Source organism: Geodermatophilus telluris (assembly GCF_900102745.1).
In the GTDB taxonomy this organism is placed as follows: Bacteria; Actinomycetota; Actinomycetes; order Mycobacteriales; family Geodermatophilaceae; genus Geodermatophilus; species Geodermatophilus telluris.
Window position 1 is genome coordinate 160,382 of the sequence record NZ_FMZF01000005.1, and the last position, 22,064, is coordinate 182,445.

Genomic DNA, 22,064 nt, shown 5'->3' on the forward strand with positions numbered 1-22,064 from the left:
ACCCCCGGCGACCGCGCGCCGCTGCGACGCGCCGGTCACGCGTGCACGGGCCGTCACCCGCGCGTGTCGCGCTTCGGTCACAGGTGGGCGACGAGAGAACGGCAAGGCGACGCCACTGGGTTACCGTCCGGGCTCCACTGCCACGACCAGGGAGGTTGTGTGAGGCACCCGTCAGCCCGTGCCGGGCGGACCAGGGACGCCCGGGGCGCGATCCGCTCCGGACCCGGGACGGCCGCCAGCAGGGTGCTGCTCCGGCTCCTGCTGGTCCTCGTCGCCGCGTGCGGCCTGGCCGTCCTCGTCCCCGGCACCGCCGGCGCCGAGGGCGAGCAGGTCGTCGGCACCCTGCAGACCAGCCGCAGCGGCCCCATCGAGGGCATCGAGGTCACCGTCGCCACCGTCGACGGCGACGAGGTCGACACGGCCGAGACCGACGACGACGGCCGCTTCGAGGTCGACCTCCCGGGTCCCGGCCAGTACACCGTCACCATCGACGCCGACTCGCTGCCCGACGGCGTGGTCATCACCGGCGAGGACAGCCGCACCGTCACCGTCGACGCCGGCCGCCGCCAGCCGGTCCAGTTCGGCCTGAACGACGGCAGCCAGGGCGCGGGCGGCGGCAACGTGGAGGCCGTCCAGCTGCTCGTCGACGGGCTGCGCTTCGGCCTGCTCATCGCGATGTGCGCGGTCGGCCTGTCGCTGATCTTCGGCACCACCGGCCTCACCAACTTCGCCCACGGCGAGCTGGTCACCATCGGCGCGCTGTTCGCCTGGTGGGTCAACACCGGCCTCGGCGTGCCGATCATCCCGGCGGCGATCATCGCGATGATCGGCGGCGCGGCGTTCGGCGCGCTCAACGAGCTGGGCCTGTGGCGGCCGCTGCGCCGTCGCGGCACCGGCCTGGTCGCCGCGCTGGTCGTGTCGATCGGCCTGTCGCTGCTGCTGCGCTACCTCATCCAGATCGTCTACGGCGGGTTCTCCAACCCCTACACCGGCCTCGGCACCTCCCGGGCGGTCGACTACGGCCTGTTCCGGCTGACCAACCAGTCGCTGATCTCGATCGTCATCTCGATCGTGGTCCTGCTGCTGGTCGCGCTCATGCTGCAGCGCACCAAGATCGGCAAGGCCATGCGGGCGGTCGCGGACAACCGGGACCTCGCCGCGTCCTCGGGCATCAACGTCAACCGGGTGATCCTGGTCGTCTGGATGATGGGCGGGGCGCTGGCCGCGCTCGGCGGCGTCCTGCTGGGGCTGTCCGACCAGGTCCGCTGGGACATGGGCTTCCAGCTGCTGCTGCTGATGTTCGCCGGCGTCACCCTCGGCGGCCTCGGCACGGCCTACGGCGCCCTGGTGGGCAGCGTCATCGTCGGCGTCTTCGTGCAGATGTCGACGCTGGTCATCCCGAGCGACGTCAAGTACGTCGGCGGGCTGGTGCTGCTCATCGTCATCCTCGTCATCCGGCCCCAGGGGATCCTGGGCAGCCGCGCACGGATCGGCTGAGCCATGGGCGACCTCCTCAACGCACTCGCCGTCGCCGGCAAGTCGGCGCTCGGCTTCCAGGCGGTGTTCTTCGCACTGCTGGCCATCGGCCTCAACGTGCACTTCGGCTACACCGGCCTGCTCAACTTCGGCCAGATCGGCTTCGCCATGCTGGGCGGCTTCGGCATCGCGATCTCGGTGACCCAGTGGGGGCTGAACTTCTGGGTCGGCGTGGTCGTCGGCCTCGCCGCCGCGGTCTTCCTCGCGCTGCTGCTGGGCCTGCCGACCCTGCGGCTGCGCGCGGACTACCTGGCCATCGCGACGATCGCGGCGGCCGAGGGGCTACGGCTGCTCTTCCGGTCGGTGTCGGCCAGCCCCGTCACGGGTGGCACCCGCGGGCTGGCCGGCTTCAACGGCGCCTTCATCTCGCTGGCCCCGTGGGACACCAGCCGGCGCTACCCGATCCTCGGTACCCGCTGGAGCGGCGGCGAGCTGTGGGTGGCCCTGGTCGGCTGGGTGCTCGTCGCGCTGCTGTGCCTGCTGGTGTGGCTGCTCATGCGCAGCCCCTGGGGCCGCGTGCTCAAGGCCATCCGCGAGGACGAGGACGCCGTCCGCGCGCTGGGCAAGAACGTCTACCTGTACAAGATGCAGTCGCTCGTGCTCGGCGGCGTGATGGGCGCCCTCGGTGGCATGGTCTACGTGGTGGCCACCGGCGCGGCGAACCCGGACCAGTTCCAGAACGCCAACACCTTCCTGGCCTACACCGTCCTCATCCTGGGCGGCTCCGCCCGCGTGCTCGGCCCGGTGGTGGGTGCGGTCATCCTGCTGTTCGTCATCCAGTTCGCCGACACCGGTCTGCGGGCACTGATCGGCAACGGGGTGATCCCGGAGGGGCTGCTGTCGGCCACCGACGTGGCGCAGATCCGGTTCGTCCTGGTGGGGCTGGGCCTGATGCTGCTGCTCGTCTTCCGGCCGCAGGGCATCTTCGGCGACCGACGAGAGGTGATGCTCGATGCCCGCTGAGAACACGCCCGCTGGGAACACGCCCGCTGCGAACACCCCCAGCGGCGCGCACGCCGCGTCGCTGGAGAAGGGCGGCACCCACCGCGCCGCGCCGCAGCGGCTGGCCCAGGCGGCGCTGCGCGACGTGCCCTGGGAGGTCGGCGTCGCCAAGCCCGACCCGGTGGTCGTCGTCGAGAACGTCACCCGCACCTTCGGCGGCCTGACCGCGGTGTCGGTCGACCGGCTGGAGATCCAGCGCGGCGGCATCACCGGCCTGATCGGGCCCAACGGTGCCGGGAAGACGACGCTGTTCAACCTGCTCACCGGGTTCGACCAGCCCAACACCGGCACCTGGAGCTTCGACGGCCGCCCGCTGGGCAAGCTCGCGCCGCACCAGGTGGCGCGCCTCGGCGTCGTCCGCACCTTCCAGCTCACCAAGGCGCTGTCCCGGCTCACCGTCCTGCAGAACATGCTGCTCGGTGCCCAGGGGCAGAAGGGCGAGAGCTTCCTGCGGGCCCTGGTCCCCGGGTCCTGGCGGAACCAGGAGCGGGCGAACACCGACAAGGCGATGGACCTGCTGCGGCGGTTCAAGCTCGACGCCAAGAAGGACGAGTTCGCCGGCACCCTCTCCGGGGGTCAGCGCAAGCTGCTGGAGATGGCGCGGGCGCTGATGAGCGACCCGCAGGTGGTCATGCTCGACGAGCCCATGGCCGGCGTGAACCCCGCGCTCACCCAGAGCCTGCTCGGCCACGTCAAGGACCTCCGCGAGGAGGGCATGACGGTCATCTTCGTCGAGCACGACATGGACGTCGTCCGGGACATCAGCGACTGGGTGGTCGTCATGGCCGCCGGCAGGGTGATCGCCGAGGGCCCGCCGGAGTCGATCAGCCAGAACCAGGCCGTCGTCGACGCCTACCTCGGCGCCCACCACGACGCGCCGCTGACCGTCGAGGAGGAGGACCGCGTCCTGGCCCAGGCCGAGGCGCAGATCGCCGCCGAGGAGCACGGCGGCGGCGAGGTCATCGGCTCGGACACCACCAGCACCGGGAAGGACGGGCGATGAGCGACCCGCTGTTCCACGTCGACGAGACCGGGGAGGACGTCACCCGCGCCGACGAGGCCGCGGCCGGCAGCACCGAGCTCTCCCCCGCCGAGAAGGCCGCCACCCGCGAGGAGCACCTGCGACTGGCCGAGGGTGCCCTGGTGCGTGCCGACGACCTGGTCGCCGGCTACGTGCCCGGGGTGAACATCCTGCGCGGCTGCGACTTCTACCTGCAGGAGGGCGAGCTCGTCGGCATCATCGGCCCCAACGGCGCCGGCAAGTCGACGCTGCTCAAGACGCTGTTCGGGCTCATCCCCGTCCGCTCCGGAAACGTGACGCTGCGCGGCGAGGACATCACCTCCGCCCCCGCGCACCGGCTGGTGTCCCTGGGCGTCGGCTACGTGCCGCAGAACAACAACGTGTTCCCCTCGCTGACCATCGAGGAGAACATGCAGATGGGCGTCTACCTGCGGTCGAAGACGTTCAAGGAGCGCTTCGACTACGTCGTCGACCTGTTCCCGCTGCTCGGCGAGCGTCGCAAGGGCAAGGCGGGGTCGCTGTCGGGCGGTGAGCGGCAGATGGTGGCCATGGGCCGGGCGCTGATGATGGACCCGTCGGTGCTGCTGCTCGACGAGCCCTCGGCGGGCCTGTCGCCGGCCTACCAGGACGAGGTCTTCATCCGCTGCCGGCGGATCAACGCCACCGGGGTCTCGATCATCATGGTCGAGCAGAACGCCCGGCGCTGCCTGCAGATCTGCGACCGCGGCTACGTGCTCGACCAGGGCCGCAACGCCTACACCGACACCGGCCGGTCGCTGATGACCGACCCGAAGGTGGTCGAGCTCTACCTGGGGACCCTCGCCAAGGCGCACTGACCGCCCGCGAGGCCCCTGACGAGGCCGGCGTCCCCCGCGGGGGCGCCGGCCTCGTCGGTTCCCGGCCCCGGTGCAGGGTCCCGCGCCGAGCCGGCGAAGCGTGGGGGGCACCGGGGTCCTCCTGCTGCGTGCCCCCGACGGCGGGATGAACGACCTGGACTCCTGCCGGGCGCTGACCGCCGGCGGCTCCTCCCGCGTGCTCGCGCACGCCGCCCCCGCCCGGCTGACCGTGCGGGTGACCGCCGACGACGACACCGTGGTCGCCCGCGGCGAGACCGACCGGGACGGCGAGCACTCCCCCGTGACGCTGCTCGAGCTCACCGACGGCGGCCTGCGGCGCACCGAGGTCTGGCCGGACGACGGCCACCTGGGCCTGCCGGTGCTGCTGCCCGGTGGCGAGGTCGGCGTGCTGCTGCGCCGGGAGCACGCTCCCGACCGCAGCTGGTGGCGGTGGGTGGTCGAGTTCTCCGACCACCGGGGCCGCCCGGCCGACTGGGCGCCCGAGGGCCAGCGGCTGCAGCGCTGAGCACCGACGGCGCGCACACGACAGCGGCCCGGCACCCCGTGGGGGGTACCGGGCCGCTGCCGGAGAGGAGGACTACATCAGCGCTGCGGGCCGATGCCGTTCTCGTTCAGACCCTGGATGATCCGCGAGGACTCCTCGAACCCGATGACGACGATGCCGTCGGGGTTGAGGTCCACCATCTGCTGGACCTCGGAGTCGAAGTTGGCGGCGTTGGGGTCGTAGATGATGCTCACGACCTGGTCCTCGGACAGACCGCCGGACAGCAGGTTCTGGCGGGTGTTCTCCGCCAGGCCGGTGCCGTAGGCGTCGTTGCGGGCCAGGATGCCGACGGTGTTGTTGCCGTCCTCCGCGATGAGGTCGGCCAGGGCACGGGCCTGCAGCACGTCCGGCGGCGCGGTGCGGAAGTACAGGCCGTTGTCGGCGTAGTCGGTGAACTGGTCCGACGTGTTGGCCGGGCTGATCTGCATGACGCCGGCGGCCGTGATCCGGTCGATGACGTTGAGGCTCACGGTCGAGGACGCCGCGCCCACGATCGCGTTGACGCCGGCCTGCAGCAGGCGGTCGACGGTCTGCGTCGCGGTGTCGGTGGTGGCGTCGCCCGAGTCACCCTCCTCGAGACGGACCTCCTGACCCAGGACGCCGCCGGCCTCGTTGATCTCCTGGACGGCCAGCTTGGCGCCGGCGACCTCCGGGGGGCCGAGGAAGGCGAGGTCACCGGTCAGCGGCAGCAGCGTGCCGATGACCAGCTGCTCACCGGTGGTGCCGGCCGGCGCGGGCGCCGGGCCCTCGTCGGTCGTGGCGTTGGCCTCGTCGCCGGCGAGCACGTACCGGGTGGCCGAGTCGTCGATCGCGTTGTCGTCGCCGAACTGCTGGATGCCGAAGCTCGCCGCGGCGGGCTCACCCGCGTCGACGAAGGCCAGCGGGCCGCTGACGCCGTCGTAGTCGGGGTTGCCCCCGGCGTTGACGATGTCGAGGCAGGCCTGGAACGAGTCGCACTTCTCGCCGCCGGTGGTGACACCGTTGACGTAGGCCTTGAAGACGTTGGCGTCGTTGGTGCCGGCCAGCTGCGCGGCGAGGGCGGTGAGCACGACGGCGTCGTAGGTCTCACCGGCGTAGTTGAAGGTGTTCCCCAGGTTGGGGTCGACCGTCAGCAGCCGGTCGGTGAAGTCGCCGGCCAGCTCGGTGAGGGGCAGCGTGCCCTTCATCCCGGCGAGGGCACCCTGCTCCTCGAAGTCCTCCCCGAGGGGGGACCCCGTGTTGCCGTCGGTGCCGTAGACGTTGACCTGCTTCTCGCCGCCACCCGAGGCGTCGCCGCCCGAGTCGCTGCCACCGTCGTCGCCACCGCCACCGCAGGCGGTGAGGGCGACGAGCGCGGCTGACGTGACGGCGATGCTGCGGGCGTAGGTACGCGTGCGCATCCAGCAACTCCCAGTTGTCGTACGTCGGTCCGCGGCCGGTCGTGAGGACACCGGCCCCGTCAGTCCGCAGAACCTAACTGCTGCCCACGGTCGTGGAGCAGGACGGACGGAACCGTGACGAGGTCGTGACCTCGCCGGATCCGGTCGTGTGAACGCCGTCCCTCAGGAGGACGAACCGTCCGCGGGGACGGGTGCGTCGGGCGACAGGATCCGCTCGGCGAGCGCCTTCATGGACGTGCGCTCGTTCATCGCGGTGCGCTGGATGAACCGGAACGCCTCGGCCTCGGTCATGCCCTGCTCGGTCATCAGCACGCCCTTGGCCCGCTCCACGACCTTGCGCGTCTCGAGGCGCTCCTCGAGGGTGCGCACCTCGCCGTCGAGCGCGGCCATCTCGGTGAACCGGGCGCGGGCCACCTCGATGGCCGGCACGAGGTCGTTCTTGGAGAACGGCTTCACCAGGTAGGCCATGGCGCCGGCGTCCCGGGCCCGCTCGACCAGCTCGCGCTGGCTGAAGGCGGTCAGCACGATCACCGGCGCGATGCGCGACGAGGCGATCTGCTCGGCCGCGGCCAGGCCGTCGAGGACCGGCATCTGGATGTCGAGGATGACCAGGTCGGGCGAGAGCTCCCGGGCCCGGTCGACGGCGGTCTGCCCGTCACCGGCCTCGGCGACGACGACGTACCCCTCCTCCTCGAGCATCTCCTTGAGGTCGAGGCGGATGAGGGCCTCGTCCTCGGCGATGAGGACCCGGGTCGGCTCGCTGCTCACGGGCGCAGAGCCTAGCGACGCCGGACGGCGGCGGCGTCCCGGTTAGGCTGCTGGCGCCGTGACCCCGCTCGCGGCGAGCCGGCCGGCCCCCGTACCCCAATCGGCAGAGGGAGCGGACTCAAAACCCGCGCAGTGTGCGTTCGAGTCGCACCGGGGGCACCCTGTTGGACTGCCGTCCTCCGGACGGCGACCGCGGCCACGTGCCCTCCCGGCCTGCGCTGAGCCCACCCCGGCGCTCGGTCGCGGGACCCTCCGGGCCCCACTCCTCACGCCGCCTCGCAGGGCGGCTCGCGTCCCGGCGTCCTCGTCCTGCGTCGCCTCGCCCCTCACGGACCCCTCCGGGGCCCGTTCGTAGCGGGCAATACGGTGACGGGGTGAGCGAGCCCGTGCCCCACATGACGCCCGAGCAGTTCCGGCAGCACGGTCACGAGGTGGTCGACTGGATCGCCGACTACTGGTCGCGCATCGAGTCCTTCCCGGTCCGCTCGCGGGTCTCCCCCGGCGACGTGCGGGCCGCGCTTCCGCCGTCGGCACCCGAGCGGGGCGAGCCGTTCTCCGCCGTCCTGGCCGACCTCGACCGCGTCGTCCTGCCGGGGGTCACCCACTGGCAGCACCCCGGCTTCCTCGCCTACTTCCCGGCCAACACCTCCGGGCCCTCGGTGCTCGGCGACCTGCTCTCGGCCGGTCTCGGCGTGCAGGGCATGTCGTGGGTGACCAGCCCGGCGGCCACCGAGCTCGAGCAGCACGTCCTCGACTGGTTCGCCGACCTGCTCGGGCTGCCCGCCGCCTACCGGTCCACGGGCACCGGCGGCGGCGTCGTCCAGGACTCCAGCTCCGGTGCCAACCTCGTCGCCCTGCTGGCGGCGCTGCACCGGGCCAGCGGCGGCGGCACCGTGCGGCAGGGCGTCCGGCCCGACGAGCACACCGTCTACGTCTCCTCGGAGACGCACTCCTCGATGGAGAAGGCCGCGCGGATCGCCGGCCTGGGCACCGACGCCGTGCGCATCGTGGAGGTCGACGGCGACCTGGCCATGCGCCCGCAGGCGCTGCGGGCCCGGCTGGAGCGCGACGTCGCCCGGGGGTTCCGCCCGGTGCTGGTGTGCGCGACGGTGGGGACGACGTCGACGACCGCCGTCGACCCGCTCGCCGAGCTGGGTCCGATCTGCCGCGACCACGGCGTGTGGCTGCACGTGGACGCCGCCTACGCCGGGGTGAGCGCCGTGGCCCCCGAGCTGCGCCCGCTGCAGGCCGGCGTCGAGTGGGCCGACAGCTACACGACCGACGCGCACAAGTGGCTGCTCACCGGCTTCGACGCCACGCTCTTCTGGGTCGCCGACCGGGCCGCGCTCACCGGCGCGCTGGCGATCCTGCCCGAGTACCTGCGCAACGCCGCCACCGACGCCGGGGCCGTCGTCGACTACCGCGACTGGCAGGTCGAGCTCGGCCGCCGCTTCCGCGCCCTCAAGCTGTGGGCGGTGCTGCGCTGGTACGGCGCCGAGGGGCTGCGCGCGCACGTCCGGTCGGGGGTGGCGCTCGCCCAGGAGCTGGCCGGGTGGGCCGGCGCCGACGACCGCTTCGACGTCGTCACGCCGCACCCGCTGTCGCTGGTCTGCCTGCAGCCGCGGTGGCCGGCCGACGTGGACGCCGACGTCGCCACCATGACGCTGCTCGAGCGGCTCAACGACGGCGGCGAGGTCTACCTGACCCACACCACGGTGCGCGGCCGCACCGTGCTGCGCGTGGCGATCGGCGCGACCACGACGACCCGGGCGCACGTCGAGCGCGCCTGGGCGCTGCTGTGCGAGGGGCACGACTGGCTGGCCGCGGACTTCGCCGAGCAGGCCGCCGAGCGGGCCCGCGCCGAGGCCGAGCGCAAGGCCGAGGCCGAGCGGGAGGCGCAGGCCGAGGCTCAGCGGGAGTCCGAGCGGGAGGCGCAGCGCGAAGCCGACGCGGAGGCCCGGCGGCAGACCGAGCCGGAGCCGGTCAGTCCCCCAGTGACCGGATGAGCCCCTCCTGGGCGACGGTGGCCACGTGCGTGCCGTCGGCCGACCAGATGCTGCCGAAGCACAGCGCGCGGCCGGCCGAGGCCGCCGGGCTGTCGGTCTCGTAGAGGAACCACTCGTCGGCGCGCACCGGCGCGTGGAACCACACGGCGTGGTCGAGGCTCGCGCCCACGTAGCGCCCGCCCCAGCCGCCGCCCACCCGGGCCAGGCCGGCCGACAGCAGCGTCAGGTCGGTGACGAAGGTGAGCGCCGCGGCGTGCACGGCGGCGTCCTCCGGCAGCCGCCCGGCCACCCGGAACCAGGCGTGCGACCGCGTGTCCGGCGGCGACTTCGGGTCGGGGGCGAACGGGTCGGCCAGCGGGCGCTGCTCCACCGCGCGGCTGATCTCCAGCGCGGGCGCGGCGAGGTCGCCGTGCCCGGCCGCGTGGTCGGCCAGCGAGCGCAGCTCCTCGGGCCCGGGGACCTCCGGCATCGGCCGGGCGTGCGCGACGACGGCCGGCTCGCCGCCGTGGAAGTCGGCGGTGAGCGCGAAGACGGCGACGTCCTCGGTGCCGCGGCGCTGGCACGCGATGACCCGGCGGGTGGAGAAGGACCGACCGTCGCGGATGCGCTCGACGCGGTAGCGCAGCTCCTCGTGCGGGTCACCGGGCCGCAGGAAGTAGGAGTGCAGCGAGTGCACCCCGCGCTCGCCCGGCACGGTCAGCCCGGCGGCCATGAGCGCCTGCCCGGCCACCTGCCCGCCGAAGATGCGCTGCAGGCGGGTGCGGGGCGTGCTGCCGACGAAGACGTCGGTGTCCCGCTCCTCGAGTCCGAGGACGGTCATGAGGGCGGCGGCCTGGGAGTCGCCACCGCTCACGAGTCGGTCCCGACCTCGTGGACGCGGATGAGGTTGGTCGAGCCGACGGTGTTGGGCGGGCTGCCCGCGACGACGACCACCCGGTCGCCCTCCCGCAGCCGGCCGATCGACAGCAGCGAGAAGTCCACCTGCCGGACCATGTCGTCGGTGTGCTGCACCGAGGGCACGATGAAGGTCTCCACGCCCCACGACAGCGCCAGCTGGCTGCGCACCCGCGCGTCGACGGTGAAGGCCAGCAGCGGCTGGCGCGGGTGGAGCGCGGCCAGGCGGCGGGCGGTGTCGCCGGTCTGGGTGAAGGTGGCCAGCGCCTTGACGTCGAGGCTCTCGGCGATGTCGCGGGCCGCGCGCACGATGGCCCCGGAGCGGGAGCGCGACTTGCGGTGCAGCTCGGGCACCCACGCCTCGTCGCTCTCGACGGCGTCGATGATCCGCTCCATCGTGCGGACCGCGCCGACCGGGAAGCGCCCGACCGACGTCTCCCCCGACAGCATCACCGCGTCGGCGCCGTCGAGGACGGCGTTGGCGACGTCGGAGGCCTCGGCGCGGGTGGGCCGGGAGTTCTCGATCATCGACTCGAGCATCTGGGTGGCCACGATGACCGGCTTGTTGCGCTCCCGGGCGGCCTGGACGGCCCGCTTCTGTACCAGCGGCACCTGCTCGAGCGCCAGCTCCACGCCGAGGTCGCCGCGGGCCACCATGATCCCGTCGAAGGCCTCGACGATCGCCTCGAGGTTCTCCACCGCCTCGGGCTTCTCCAGCTTGGCGATGACCGGCAGGTAGATGTCCTCCTGCCGCATGACGTCGCGCACCAGCTCGGCGTCGGCCGGGGAGCGGACGAAGGACAGGGCGATGAAGTCGACCGACAGGTGCAGGGCGAAGCGGAGGTCCTCCTCGTCCTTCTCCGACAGCGCGGGGACGCTCACCGCGACGCCGGGCAGCGACAGGCCCTTGTTGTTCGACACCTGGCCGCCCTCGACCACCAGGCACCAGACGTCGGGGCCGTCGACGGCGACCACGGACAGCGCCAGCTTGCCGTCGTCGACCAGCAGCCGGTCGCCCACGCGCGCGTCGGCGGCCAGGCCCTTGTAGGTGGTCGAGACGCGCTCGGCGGTGCCCTCGACGTCCTCGACGGTGACGCACACGCGGCTGCCGGTCTCCCAGGTGACCGGGCCGTCGGCGAAGGTGCCCAGGCGGATCTTGGGGCCCTGCAGGTCGGCCAGGACGGCCACGGCGTGACCGGTCCGGTCCGACGCCTGGCGCACCTTCAGGTAGGAGGCCTCGTGGTCGGCGTGCGACCCGTGGCTGAAGTTGAGCCGGGCGACGTCCATGCCCGACTCGACGAGGGCGGTGATCTGCTCCAGGGAGCTGGTCGCGGGGCCCAGGGTGCAGACGATCTTCGCGCGGCGGGACATGGGGAGAACGCTAGTGGGCGGCCTGCCGGACCCGTGGAACGGGCAGGGGCCGCTCCCGCGGTGTCGCGGGAGCGGCCCCTGGCCGTGGTGTCGTCCGACGAGCGGGGGCCCGGAGGGTCCCCCGAGGAGGACGCGACCGCAGGGCTCCGCCCGGCCGGGACGGCACCTGGTGGCGGTGTCGTCCGGAGGACGACGGTGTTATCGCAGCGCGACGGCCGTCGGGGTGACCGGGCGCGGCAACATGGAGCTGCCGGTCAGGTAGGCGTCGACGGCGCCGGCGGCGGCGCGGCCCTCGGCGATGGCCCAGACGATGAGCGACTGGCCGCGGCCGGCGTCCCCGGCGACGAACACGCCGGGCACGGTGGCCATGAACTCGCCGTCGCGCGCGACGTTGCCGCGGGCGTCGAGCTCCAGCCCCAGGGTCTCCACCAGCCCCTCGCGCTGGGCGCCGGTGAAGCCCATGGCCAGCAGCACCAGCTGGGCGGGCAGCTCGCGCTCGGTGCCCTCCACCTTCTCGAAGCGGCCGTCGACCCGGCGCACCTCGTGGATGAGCAGGGCGCGCACGTGGCCGTCGTCGTCGCCCAGGAAGCGCTCGGTGTTGACCGAGTACAGCCGCTCGCCGCCCTCCTCGTGGGCCGAGGAGATGCGCATGATCATCGGGTAGGTCGGCCAGGGGTTGCCCTCGGCGCGCTTGTCCGGCGGCGCCGGCATGATCTCCAGCTGGGTGACCGAGCGGGCGCCCTGCCGGTGGGAGGTGCCCAGGCAGTCGGCGCCGGTGTCCCCGCCGCCGATGATCACGACGTCGAGGCCCCGGGCGCTGATCGGCGGGTCGTCGAGCTCGCCGAGCGCCTGCCGGTTGCCGAAGGGCAGGAACTCCATCGCCAGGTGGATGCCCGCCAGCTCACGGCCGGGGACCGGCAGGTCGCGGCCGACGGTCGCCCCGCCAGCCAGGACGACGGCGTCGAACTCGGCCCGCAGCTGCTCGGCCGACAGGTCGCCCTCGCCGCTGCCGCCGACCTCGACACCCGTGACGAAGCGGGTGCCCTCGGCGCGCATCTGGTCCAGCCGCCGGTCCAGCACGGCCTTCTCCATCTTGAACTCGGGGATGCCGTAGCGGAGCAGGCCGCCGACCTTGTCCGCGCGCTCGTAGACGGTGACCTCGTGGCCGGCGCGGGTGAGCTGCTGGGCGGCGGCCAGCCCGGCCGGGCCGGACCCGACGACGGCGACCTTCCGGCCGGTGCGCTCGGCCGGGGCCTGCGGCTGCACGTGGCCCCGCTCGAAGGCCTGGTCGATGATCTCCCACTCGATCTGCTTGATCGTGACCGGCGAGTCCTGCAGGTTCAGCACGCAGGAGCCCTCGCAGGGCGCGGGGCACAGCTTCCCGGTGAACTCCGGGAAGTTGTTCGTCGCGTGCAGCCGCTCGATGGCCTCCTGCCAGTCCTCGCGGCGGGCCAGGTCGTTCCACTCCGGGATCAGGTTGCCCAGCGGGCAGCCGTGGTGGCAGAACGGGATGCCGCAGTCCATGCACCGGGCGGCCTGCTGGCGCAGCGCCGCGACCGGGTAGACGGCGTCCTCCCCGCTCTGCCGGGAGAGGTAGACGTCCTTCCAGTCCAGGATGCGGACGTCGACGGGCCGCCGCGGCGGCAGCGCCCGCTCGTACTTCAGGAACCCCGTGGAGTCAGCCACGTGCGGCCTCCATCACTGCTCGGTCGACGTCGGTCCCGGCGGCCTCGGCGGCGCGCCGGGCCTCCAGTGCGCGGCGGTAGTCGCGCGGCATGATCGTGCTGAACTGCTCGGACCAGCGGCCCCAGTCGGCCAGCAGCGCGGCGGCCACCGGCGACTCGGTCTCGGCCTGGTAGCGGACCAGGACCTCGCGCAGCCACTGCGCGGACTCCCCGTCCAGCGGCTCGACGTCCACCATCTCGGTGTTCACCCGGTGGCGGGCCAGGTCGAGCACGTAGCCGATGCCGCCGGACATGCCGGCCGCCACGTTGCGCCCGGTCGGCCCGAGGACCACCGCGCGGCCGCCGGTCATGTACTCCAGTGCGTGGTCGCCGGCGCCCTCGACGACGGCGAGCGCGCCGGAGTTGCGCACGCAGAACCGCTCGCCGACCCGGCCGCGCAGGAACAGCTCGCCGCCGGTCGCGCCGTAGCCGATGACGTTGCCGGCGATGACGTTGTCCTCGGCGGCGAAGGTCGCCTCGCGCGCCGGGCGGACGACGATCCGCCCGCCGGAGAGGCCCTTGCCGACGTAGTCGTTGGCGTCCCCGAGCAGCCGCATGGTGACCCCGCACGGCACGAAGGCGCCGAAGGACTGGCCGGCCGACCCGGTGAAGGTCAGGTCGATGGTGCCGTCGGGCAGGCCCTCGCCACCGAAGCGGCGGGTGACCATCGAGCCGAGCATCGTGCCGACGGTGCGGTTGACGTTGCGCACCGGCAGCTCGAGGGTGACCGGCCGGGCGTCGAGCAGGGCGCCCTCGCACAGCTGGATCAGCGTCTGGTCCAGCGCGACGTCGAGGCCGTGGTCCTGGGTGCGGACCGCGCGCCGCGGCGTCCCCTCGGGCAGCTCGGGCACCGCCAGCATCTTCGACACGTCCAGGCCGCGGGCCTTCCAGTGGTCGACCGCGGGGCGGGTGTCGAGCAGCTCGACGTGCCCGACGGCCTCGTCGACCGAGCGGAAGCCCAGCTCGGCGAGGTACCCGCGCACCTGCTCGGCGAGGAACTCGAAGAAGGTGACGACGAACTCGGGCCGGCCGGTGAACCGCTTGCGCAGCTCCGGGTTCTGGGTGGCCACCCCGACGGGGCAGGTGTCGAGGTGGCAGACCCGCATCATGATGCAGCCGGAGACGACCAGCGGGGCGGTGGCGAAGCCGTACTCCTCCGCACCCAGCAGCATCGCCACCATCACGTCGCGGCCGGTCTTCATCTGCCCGTCGACCTGCACCACGATGCGGTCGCGCAGGCCGTTGGCCAGCAGCGTCTGCTGCGTCTCGGCCAGGCCCAGCTCCCACGGCGAGCCGGCGTGCTTGAGCGAGGTGAGCGGCGCGGCACCGGTGCCGCCGTCGTGCCCGGAGATGAGGACGACGTCGGCGTGCGCCTTGCTCACCCCGGCCGCGACCGTCCCGACGCCGACCTCGGCGACCAGCTTGACGTTGACCCGCGCCTCGGTGTTGGCGTTCTTCAGGTCGTGGATCAGCTGCTTGAGGTCCTCGATCGAGTAGATGTCGTGGTGCGGCGGCGGGCTGATCAGGCCCACGCCCGGCGTCGAGTGCCGGGTGCGGGCCACCCACGGGTAGACCTTGCCGCCGGGCAGCTGGCCGCCCTCGCCGGGCTTGGCCCCCTGCGCCATCTTGATCTGGATGTCGTCGGCGTTGACCAGGTACTCGCTGGTCACGCCGAAGCGGCCGCTGGCCACCTGCTTGATCGCCGAGCGGCGCAGGTCGCCGTTGGGGTCGGGCACGAACCGGTCGGGGTCCTCGCCGCCCTCCCCGGTGTTGGACCGCCCGCCGAGCCGGTTCATGGCGATGGCGAGGGTCTCGTGCGCCTCCTGCGAGATGGAGCCGTAGCTCATCGCGCCGGTCTGGAAGCGCTTGACGATCTCGCTGGCCGGCTCCACCTCTTCCAGCGGCACGGGGTCGCGCACGCCCGTGCGCAGCGTGAACAGGCCGCGCAGCGTCGCGGCGTCCTCCGAGAGCTGGTCGACGGTCTGCGTGTAGCGCTCGAAGACCTCGTACTGCCGGGAGCGGGTGGAGTGCTGGAGCAGGAACACCGTCTCGGGGTTGAACAGGTGCACCTCGCCCTCGCGGCGCCACTGGTACTCCCCGCCGGTCTCCAGCCGGCGGTGCGCCCGCTCGGTCGGGTTCTCCGGGTAGGCGCGCCGGTGCCGCATGGCGACCTCCTCGGCGAGCACGTCGACGCCCACCCCGCCCAGCGGCGCGGAGGTGCCGGTGAAGTACTCGTCGACGACCTCCTGGGAGAGGCCGACCGCCTCGAAGATCTGCGCCATCGTGTACGAGCCGACGGTGCTGATGCCCATCTTGCTCATGACCTTCAGGACGCCCTTGCCCAGCGCCTTGACCACGTTGCGCACCGCCTGCGCCGGCTGCACGCCGGTGAGCACGCCGTCGCGGATGAGGTCCTCGATCGACTCGAAGGCCAGGTAGGGGTTGACCGCGGCCGCGCCGTAGCCGAGCAGCAGCGCGACGTGGTGCACCTCGCGGCAGTCGCCGGTCTCGACGACGAGGCCCACCTCCATGCGGGTGCGCTCGCGCACCAGGTGGTGGTGGACGGCGGCGGTCATCAGCAGCGACGGGATCGGCGCGCGCCGCTCGTCGCAGTCGCGGTCGGAGAGCACGATGACCCGCGCGCCGGCCGCGATGGCCCGGCTGACCTTGCTGCGCAGCTCCTCGACGGCCTGCACCAGCGCGGGCCCGCCGCCGGTGACGTCGAAGTGGCCGGTGATCCGCACTGCGGCGAAGCCCGGCAGGTCGCCGTCGTCGTCGATGTGCAGGATCTTGGCGAGCTCGTCGTTGTCGATGACCGGGTAGGGCAGGAACACCTGCCGGCAGGACGCCGGGGTGGCCCTCAGCAGGTTCTGCTCGGGACCGAAGGTGCGGCCCAGGCTGGTCACCAGCTCCTCGCGGATGGCGTCCAGGGGTGGGTTGGTCACCTGGGCGAACAGCTGGCCGAAGTAGTCGTAGAGCAGCCGGGAACGGTCCGACAGCGCCGCGATCGGGGTGTCGGTGCCCATCGAGCCGATCGGCTCGGCACCCGAGGACGCCATCGGGGTGAGCAGGACGCGCAGGTCCTCCTCGGTGTAGCCGAACAGCAGCTGCCGGCGGACGACGGACTCGTGGCTGGGCCGGGCCCGCCGCCGCTCGGGCAGCGAGGGCAGGTGCACCAGGCCGGCGTGCAGCCAGTCCTCGTAGGGGTGCTCGGCGGCCAGGGCGCCCTTGACCTCCTCGTCGGAGACGATCCGCCCGGAGGCGGTGTCGACGAGGAACATCCGGCCCGGCTGCAGCCGCCCCTTGGCGACGACGTCGCCCGCGGGGATCTCCAGGACGCCGGCCTCGCTGGCGAGCACGACCAGGTCGTCCTTGGTCTTCCACCAGCGGCCCGGGCGCAGGCCGTTGCGGTCGAGGACCGCCCCGACGATGGTGCCGTCGGTGAAGGCCACGCAGGCCGGCCCGTCCCAGGGCTCCATGATCGAGGAGTGGAACCGGTAGAAGGCCCGGCGGGCCGGGTCCATCTCGTCGTGGTTCTCCCACGCCTCCGGGATCATCATCAGGACGGCGTGCGGCAGGGAGCGGCCCGACAGGTGCAGCAGCTCGAGCACCTCGTCGAAGGTGGCCGAGTCGCTGAAGTCGCTCGCGGTGACCGGGAAGACCCGCTCCAGGCCGAGCTCGGAGGCCGGGCCGGCGGGGCCGTCGAACAGCTCGGTCTCGAGCTTGGCCTCGCGGGCCCGCATCCGGTTGCGGTTGCCCTTGATGGTGTTGATCTCGCCGTTGTGCGCGATGAAGCGGAACGGGTGGGCCAGCGGCCAGCTCGGGAAGGTGTTGGTGGAGAACCGGCTGTGCACCAGGGCGATCGCCGACTCGTAGCGCTCGTCGCGCAGGTCGGGGAAGAACGCCGGCAGCTGGTCGGTGGTCAGCATGCCCTTGTAGGTGATGGTGCGCGAGGACAGCGACGCCACGTACATCGAGCTGCCCGCCTCGCGGGCCGCCCGCTCGGCGCGCTTGCGCAGCACGAAGGAGCGCCGCTCGAGCCGGGTGACGCCGTTGACCGACACCGGGCCGCCGAAGGCCGCGGCGTCGGCGCGGGCGCCCATGGTCTCGGCGACGAAGAGCTGGGCGAAGTGCGGCATGACCGCCCGCGCGGTGGGCCCGAGGTCGGCGCCGTCGGGGTCGACCGGCACGTCGCGCCAGCCGAGGACGGTCAGGCCCTCCTCGGCGGCGATGCGTGCGACGTCGTCGCGCCGGGCGGCCCGCTCGTCGGCGTCGACGGGCAGGAAGGCGATGCCGACGGAGTACTCCCCCACCGGCGGCAGGTCGAAGTCGACGGCGGCCCGCAGCAGCCGGTCGGGCACCTGGGTGAGGATCCCGGCGCCGTCGCCGGAGTTCGGCTCGGCGCCCGCGGCGCCGCGGTGGTCGAGGTTGTGCAGCGCGGTCAGGCCGGCGGCCACGATGGAGCGCGAGCTGCGCCCGCGGGCGTCGGCGACCAGGGCGACGCCGCAGGCGTCGGAGTCGTTGGCCGGGTCGTAGAGACCGGCGGCGGGGGGCACCGCGGAGAACGGCACGGCCGAGCCGGTGGTGGAGCGGGGGGCGGGGGTGCGGGACCCGGACATGATCACTCCCGTCGTCGGCTGCCGCGCCGTCGCGCGGGCGACGGCGCGGGGGCAGGGCTGCCCGGCCGGTGGTCAAGGGGCGGCGGAGGGTGCAGGCGGAGGACTGCGGTGAGCCGTCGACCGGCCGGGACACGGTGACCCGGGACGGTCCGGCTCGCGAGCCCACGGGGGTGGTGCCGTGGGGTCGTCGTCCGCGGGGCAGCGCTGGCCCGGTTCCGACGCGGGGACCACCCAGGATCACTGGGGGATCTGCAGAGGAGGGTACACAGCCGACACCCCCCGTCCCCGCGGCCGGAACCCCGCGGCGGCGCGTCCCGTCAGGGTGTCCCCGGCGTGTCGTGAGACCGGTCACGCGGCCGGTCCGGCACCCCGGGGTCGGTGCTGGTGGGGGCGCCGTCCGCCTCGTCCCCGTCGGTCGCCGCGGAGTGGTCGTCGTCACCCCCGGCGCGGTCGAGGACCTCCCGGGGGCGGCCGCGCTGCCACACCAGGTAGGCCACCGCGAGCAGGCCCACGACCGCCGCGGTGAACACGTTGAGCCGCACGCCGAGGATCGTGTTGGCCGGGTCGATGCGCAGCAGCTCGATCCAGAACCGCCCCGCGCAGTAGAGCGCCACGTACAGGGCGAAGGCACGCCCGTGCGAGAGCCGGAAGCGGCGGTCGGCCCAGACGACGACGGCCGCGGCGGCCAGGTTCCACAGCAGCTCGTAGAGGAACGTCGGGTGGAACGTGCCGAGCACGACCGGCTGGCCGTCGGCGCCGAGCACCGCCTCCCGCCCGTCCCACTCGTACACGCGCAGCGCCCACGGCAGGTCGGTCGGGCCGCCGTAGAGCTCGTTGTTGAACCAGTTGCCCAGCCGGCCGACCGCCTGGGCCACCAGCAGGCCCGGGGCGATCGCGTCGCCGAAGGCCGGCAGCGGGATGCCGCGGCGGCGGCAGGCGATCCACGCGCCGACGCCGCCGAGCGCGATCGCGCCCCAGATGCCCAGGCCGCCCTCCCAGATGGCGAAGGCGCGCAGCGGGTCGCCGTCCTCGCCGAAGTAGGGCTGCGGCGTGGTGATCACGTGGTAGAGCCGGCCGCCGAGGATGCCGAAGGGCACCGCCCACACGGCGATGTCGAGCACCTCGCCCGGGCGGCCGCCGCGGGCCACCCAGCGCCTCTCGGCGATCCAGCAGGCGGCCACGATGCCGGCGATGATGCACAGCGCGTAGGCGCGGATCGGGAACGGCCCGAGCTCCCAGACGCCCTGCGTGGGGCTCGGGATCACCGCCTGGACGGTCACGGCGCCACCGTCGAGCGGCGGCGGACGCCCTCGGCGAGCTGCGCCGACAGCGCGCGCACGCCCTCGGGGCCGCGGCCCTCGAGCAGCTCGCGCACGTAGGCCGACCCGACGATCACGCCGTCGGCGAAGCCGGCCACCTCGGCGGCCTGGTCGCCGTCGGAGACGCCGAGGCCCACGCAGACCGGCTTGTCGGTGACCGCGCGGGTGCGCGCGACCAGCCGCTCGGCGGCGTCGCCGACGGTGGCGCGGGTGCCGGTCACGCCCATGGTGGAGGCGGCGTAGACGAACCCGCGGCAGGCCGCGGTGGTGGCCGCCAGCCGGGCGTCGGTGGACGACGGCGCGACGAGGAAGACGCGGTCGAGGCCGGCGGCGTCGGAGGCGGCCAGCCACGGCCCGGCCTCGTCGGGGATCAGGTCGGGCGTGATCGCGCCCGCTCCCCCGGCGGCGGCCAGGTCGGTGGCGAACCGCTCGACGCCGTAGCGCTCGATCGGGTTCCAGTAGCTCATCACCACCGGGACGGCGCCGGCCGCGGCCACCGCCTCGACCGCGCGCAGCACGTCGCGCATGCCGACACCCGCCCGGACGGCGACGTCGACGGCCTGCTGGATGACCGGCCCGTCCATCCCGGGGTCGCTGTAGGGGACGCCGATCTCCACGACGTCGGCCCCGCCCTCGACCGCGGCGGTCATCGCGGCGATCGAGTCCTCGACCGTCGGGTGGCCCACCGGCAGGTAGGCCACCAGCGCGGCGCGGCCCTCGGCGCGGGCCGCCCCGATGCGGTCCTCCAGGGCGCTCACGCCTGGCTCCCCGCGTCCCGGCCGCGGACCGCCTCGCCGGAGGTGACGGCGCCCTCGGTGGCGTGCTGGTCGGTGTCCATGCCGGGGCCGGGGTCGACCTCGCTGCGGTCGCCGAGGCCGAACCAGCGGGAGGCGGTCTCGACGTCCTTGTCCCCGCGGCCGGAGAGGTTGACCAGCAGCACCGCGTCCGGTCCCAGCTCCCGCCCGAGCCGCATCGCGCCGGCCAGGGCGTGCGCGGACTCGATCGCCGGGATGATGCCCTCGGTGCGCGACAGCAGCGCGAAGGCCTCCATGGCCTCGGCGTCGGTGACCGGCCGGTACTCGGCGCGGCCGGTGTCGTGCAGGTGGGAGTGCTCGGGGCCGACGCCCGGGTAGTCGAGGCCGGCGCTGATCGAGTGCGACTCGACGGTCTGGCCGTTGTCGTCCTGCAGCAGGTAGGAGCGGGCGCCGTGCAGCACGCCGGGCGAGCCGCCGGTGATCGTGGCCGCGTGCCGGCCGGTCTCGACGCCGTCGCCGGCCGCCTCCAGGCCCACCAGCCGCACGCCCTCGTCCGGGACGAAGGCGGTGAAGATCCCGATCGCGTTGGACCCGCCGCCCACGCAGGCCAGGACGGCGTCGGGCAGCCGGCCCTCCCGCTCGAGGACCTGGGCGCGGGCCTCGTCGCCGATGACCCGCTGGAACTCCCGCACCATCAGCGGGAAGGGGTGCGGGCCGGCGACGGTGCCGAAGACGTAGTTCGTCGTCTCCACGTTGGTGACCCAGTCGCGGAAGGCCTCGTTGATCGCGTCCTTGAGGGTGCGCGAGCCGGTGGTCACCGGCACCACCTCGGCGCCGAGCAGCCGCATCCGGGCGACGTTGAGCGCCTGGCGGCGGGTGTCCTCCTCGCCCATGTACACGGTGCACGACAGGCCCATGAGCGCCGCGGCGGTGGCGGTGGCGACGCCGTGCTGCCCGGCGCCGGTCTCGGCGATGACCCGCTGCTTGCCGATGCGCTTCGTCAGCAGCGCCTGGCCCAGCACGTTGTTGATCTTGTGTGAGCCGGTGTGGTTGAGGTCCTCGCGCTTGAGCAGCACGCGGGCGCCGCCGCAGTGCTCGGCGAACCGCGGCACCTCGGTGAGCGGGCTCGGGCGGCCGGTGTAGTCGCGCTGCAGCGCGGCGAACTCCTCGACGAAGGCCGGGTCGACCCGCATGGCCTCGAAGGCGGCGGTGAGGTCGTCGAGCGCGGCCACCAGGGCCTCGGGGACGAAGCGGCCGCCGAAGACGCCGAAGTGGCCGGTGGCGTCGGGCCACGCGGGCTGCGCCGACTCGAGTCGCTGCTCGGGTGGGTGCACGGCGCTGGTCGTCATGCCCCCAGCGTAAGGACCTCCCGGCCCCCCTCCCCTCGCAGGCTCGCGGCGGGTCCCTGCCGGGAGGCCGGGCTAGCGGGTGGTGCGCGGGGTGGCCGGGTGCGACCCGGCGGTCACCAGGTCCGCGACGGCCTGGCGGGCGTCGCCGGCGGTGACCAGCCCCTCGCCGACGAGGACGGCGTCGGCACCGGCGGCGGCGTAGGCCAGCAGGTCACGCGGGCCGCGGACACCGGACTCGGCGACCTTGACCACCTCCGAGGGCAGGCCCGGCGCGATCCGCTCGAAGGTCGAGCGGTCGACCGACAGCGTGGTGAGGTCGCGGGCGTTGACGCCGATGACCGCGGCGCCGGCCGACAGCGCGCGGTCGGCCTCGGCCTCGGTGTGCACCTCGACCAGCGCGGTCATGCCCAGAGACTCGACCCGCTCGAGCAGGCCGGTGAGCGCGTTCTGCTCCAGGGCCGCGACGATGAGCAGGACGACGTCGGCGCCGTGCGCGCGGGCCTCGTGCACCTGGTAGCTGCTGACCACGAAGTCCTTGCACAGCACGGGCACGTCGACGGCGGCGCGGACGGCGGCCAGGTCGGCGTGCGAGCCGCCGAAGCGGCGCCGCTCGGTGAGCACGCTGATCACCCGCGCGCCGCCCGCGGCGTACTGCGCGGCGAGGACGGCGGGGTCGGGGATGTCGGCCAGCGCGCCCTTGCTGGGGCTGCGCCGCTTGACCTCGGCGATGACGCCGACGCCGGGCTCGCGCAGGGCCGCCAGGGCGTCGCGGGCCGGGCGGGCGTCGCGGGCGGCGGCCTTCACCTCGGCCAGCGGGGTGGCCGCCTCGCGCGCCGCGACGTCCTCACGGACGCCGGCGACGATGTCGTCGAGGACGGTCACACCGCCTCCTCGCTGCTGGGGGTCGGCCGGTCCGGTGC

16 protein-coding genes and 1 tRNA gene are annotated in these 22,064 nt (G+C 73.8%); 7 read left to right on the forward strand and 10 right to left on the reverse strand.

What is annotated here, in order from left to right:
• The first annotated feature begins 243 nt into the window (after nucleotides 1-243).
• From BLQ97_RS16725 to BLQ97_RS16745, 5 genes are all read left to right on the forward strand, one after another.
• On the forward strand, nucleotides 244-1,497 hold the full coding sequence (locus tag BLQ97_RS16725; RefSeq protein ID WP_091367151.1) for a branched-chain amino acid ABC transporter permease: 1,254 nt from the start codon (nucleotides 244-246) through the stop codon (nucleotides 1,495-1,497).
• A 3-nt stretch (nucleotides 1,498-1,500) separates the two neighbouring features.
• Entirely contained in the window at nucleotides 1,501-2,499 is a 999-nt protein-coding gene (locus BLQ97_RS16730) for a branched-chain amino acid ABC transporter permease (RefSeq protein ID WP_091367152.1), read from the forward strand.
• Nucleotides 2,489-3,541, forward strand: a complete 1,053-nt coding sequence (locus BLQ97_RS16735; RefSeq protein ID WP_245692314.1) for an ABC transporter ATP-binding protein — start codon at nucleotides 2,489-2,491, stop codon at nucleotides 3,539-3,541. Before BLQ97_RS16730 ends, BLQ97_RS16735 begins: the two co-directional genes overlap by 11 nt.
• The gene (locus BLQ97_RS16740) at nucleotides 3,538-4,395 is read left to right on the forward strand and encodes an ABC transporter ATP-binding protein (protein WP_217637234.1); all 858 of its coding nucleotides are present in this window, start codon (nucleotides 3,538-3,540) and stop codon (nucleotides 4,393-4,395) included. Before BLQ97_RS16735 ends, BLQ97_RS16740 begins: the two co-directional genes overlap by 4 nt.
• 100 nt (nucleotides 4,396-4,495) lie before the next feature.
• Nucleotides 4,496-4,921, forward strand: a complete 426-nt coding sequence (locus BLQ97_RS16745; protein ID WP_091367153.1) for a DUF7712 family protein — start codon at nucleotides 4,496-4,498, stop codon at nucleotides 4,919-4,921.
• Between the two features lie 77 nt (nucleotides 4,922-4,998).
• On the opposite strand, the gene BLQ97_RS16750 is transcribed toward BLQ97_RS16745, so the two are convergent.
• Entirely contained in the window at nucleotides 4,999-6,339 is a 1,341-nt protein-coding gene (locus BLQ97_RS16750; protein ID WP_091367154.1) for an ABC transporter substrate-binding protein, read from the reverse strand.
• Nucleotides 6,340-6,501: 162 nt separating this feature from the next.
• A complete protein-coding gene (locus tag BLQ97_RS16755) occupies nucleotides 6,502-7,107 on the reverse strand; it encodes an ANTAR domain-containing response regulator (protein WP_091367155.1) in 606 nt (201 codons plus the stop codon).
• Between the two features lie 85 nt (nucleotides 7,108-7,192).
• Between BLQ97_RS16755 and BLQ97_RS16760 the strand changes: the two genes are divergently transcribed.
• A tRNA-Leu gene (locus BLQ97_RS16760) sits at nucleotides 7,193-7,266 on the forward strand.
• A 215-nt stretch (nucleotides 7,267-7,481) separates the two neighbouring features.
• Complete coding sequence (locus tag BLQ97_RS16765) at nucleotides 7,482-9,113, forward strand: aminotransferase class V-fold PLP-dependent enzyme (protein WP_245692317.1); 1,632 nt, start codon at nucleotides 7,482-7,484, stop codon at nucleotides 9,111-9,113.
• Here BLQ97_RS16765 and BLQ97_RS16770 read toward each other — a convergent pair.
• From BLQ97_RS16770 to trpC, 8 genes are all read right to left on the reverse strand, one after another.
• Complete coding sequence (locus BLQ97_RS16770; RefSeq protein ID WP_245692320.1) at nucleotides 9,091-9,966, reverse strand: acyl-CoA thioesterase; 876 nt, start codon at nucleotides 9,964-9,966, stop codon at nucleotides 9,091-9,093. The genes BLQ97_RS16765 and BLQ97_RS16770 overlap by 23 nt on opposite strands.
• Nucleotides 9,963-11,378 (reverse strand): pyruvate kinase, encoded by a 1,416-nt coding sequence (gene pyk, locus BLQ97_RS16775; protein WP_091367156.1) that lies wholly within the window; start codon nucleotides 11,376-11,378, stop codon nucleotides 9,963-9,965. Before pyk ends, BLQ97_RS16770 begins: the two co-directional genes overlap by 4 nt.
• Before the next feature lie 198 nt (nucleotides 11,379-11,576).
• On the reverse strand, nucleotides 11,577-13,064 hold the full coding sequence (locus BLQ97_RS16780) for a glutamate synthase subunit beta (RefSeq protein ID WP_091367157.1): 1,488 nt from the start codon (nucleotides 13,062-13,064) through the stop codon (nucleotides 11,577-11,579).
• Nucleotides 13,057-17,721: a glutamate synthase large subunit gene (gene gltB / locus BLQ97_RS16785; protein ID WP_217637235.1), complete on the reverse strand. Its 4,665-nt coding sequence runs from the start codon at nucleotides 17,719-17,721 to the stop codon at nucleotides 13,057-13,059. The genes BLQ97_RS16780 and gltB overlap by 8 nt, the downstream gene beginning before the upstream one ends.
• Nucleotides 17,722-18,038: 317 nt before the next feature.
• Nucleotides 18,039-19,001, reverse strand: a complete 963-nt coding sequence (lgt, locus tag BLQ97_RS16790; protein ID WP_091367158.1) for a prolipoprotein diacylglyceryl transferase — start codon at nucleotides 18,999-19,001, stop codon at nucleotides 18,039-18,041.
• On the reverse strand, nucleotides 18,998-19,798 hold the full coding sequence (trpA, locus tag BLQ97_RS16795) for a tryptophan synthase subunit alpha (RefSeq protein ID WP_091367159.1): 801 nt from the start codon (nucleotides 19,796-19,798) through the stop codon (nucleotides 18,998-19,000). Before trpA ends, lgt begins: the two co-directional genes overlap by 4 nt.
• A complete protein-coding gene (gene trpB, locus BLQ97_RS16800) occupies nucleotides 19,795-21,144 on the reverse strand; it encodes a tryptophan synthase subunit beta (protein WP_091367160.1) in 1,350 nt (449 codons plus the stop codon). Before trpB ends, trpA begins: the two co-directional genes overlap by 4 nt.
• A gap of 72 nt (nucleotides 21,145-21,216) precedes the next feature.
• A complete protein-coding gene (gene trpC, locus BLQ97_RS16805; RefSeq protein WP_091367161.1) occupies nucleotides 21,217-22,026 on the reverse strand; it encodes an indole-3-glycerol phosphate synthase TrpC in 810 nt (269 codons plus the stop codon).
• Between the last annotated feature and the right edge of the window lie 38 nt (nucleotides 22,027-22,064).

What these genes read in the sequence shown, in the direction of transcription:
- BLQ97_RS16730 (WP_091367152.1), top strand. Translation starts at nt 1,501, where the DNA reads ATGGGCGACCTCCTCAACGCACTCGCCGTCGCCGGCAAGTCGGCGCTC.
- BLQ97_RS16735 (WP_245692314.1), top strand. Translation starts at nt 2,489, where the DNA reads ATGCCCGCTGAGAACACGCCCGCTGGGAACACGCCCGCTGCGAACACC.
- BLQ97_RS16740 (WP_217637234.1), top strand. Translation starts at nt 3,538, where the DNA reads ATGAGCGACCCGCTGTTCCACGTCGACGAGACCGGGGAGGACGTCACC.
- BLQ97_RS16750 (WP_091367154.1), bottom strand. Translation starts at nt 6,339, where the DNA reads ATGCGCACGCGTACCTACGCCCGCAGCATCGCCGTCACGTCAGCCGCG.
- pyk (WP_091367156.1), bottom strand. Translation starts at nt 11,378, where the DNA reads ATGTCCCGCCGCGCGAAGATCGTCTGCACCCTGGGCCCCGCGACCAGC.
- gltB (WP_217637235.1), bottom strand. Translation starts at nt 17,721, where the DNA reads ATGTCCGGGTCCCGCACCCCCGCCCCCCGCTCCACCACCGGCTCGGCC.
- trpB (WP_091367160.1), bottom strand. Translation starts at nt 21,144, where the DNA reads ATGACGACCAGCGCCGTGCACCCACCCGAGCAGCGACTCGAGTCGGCG.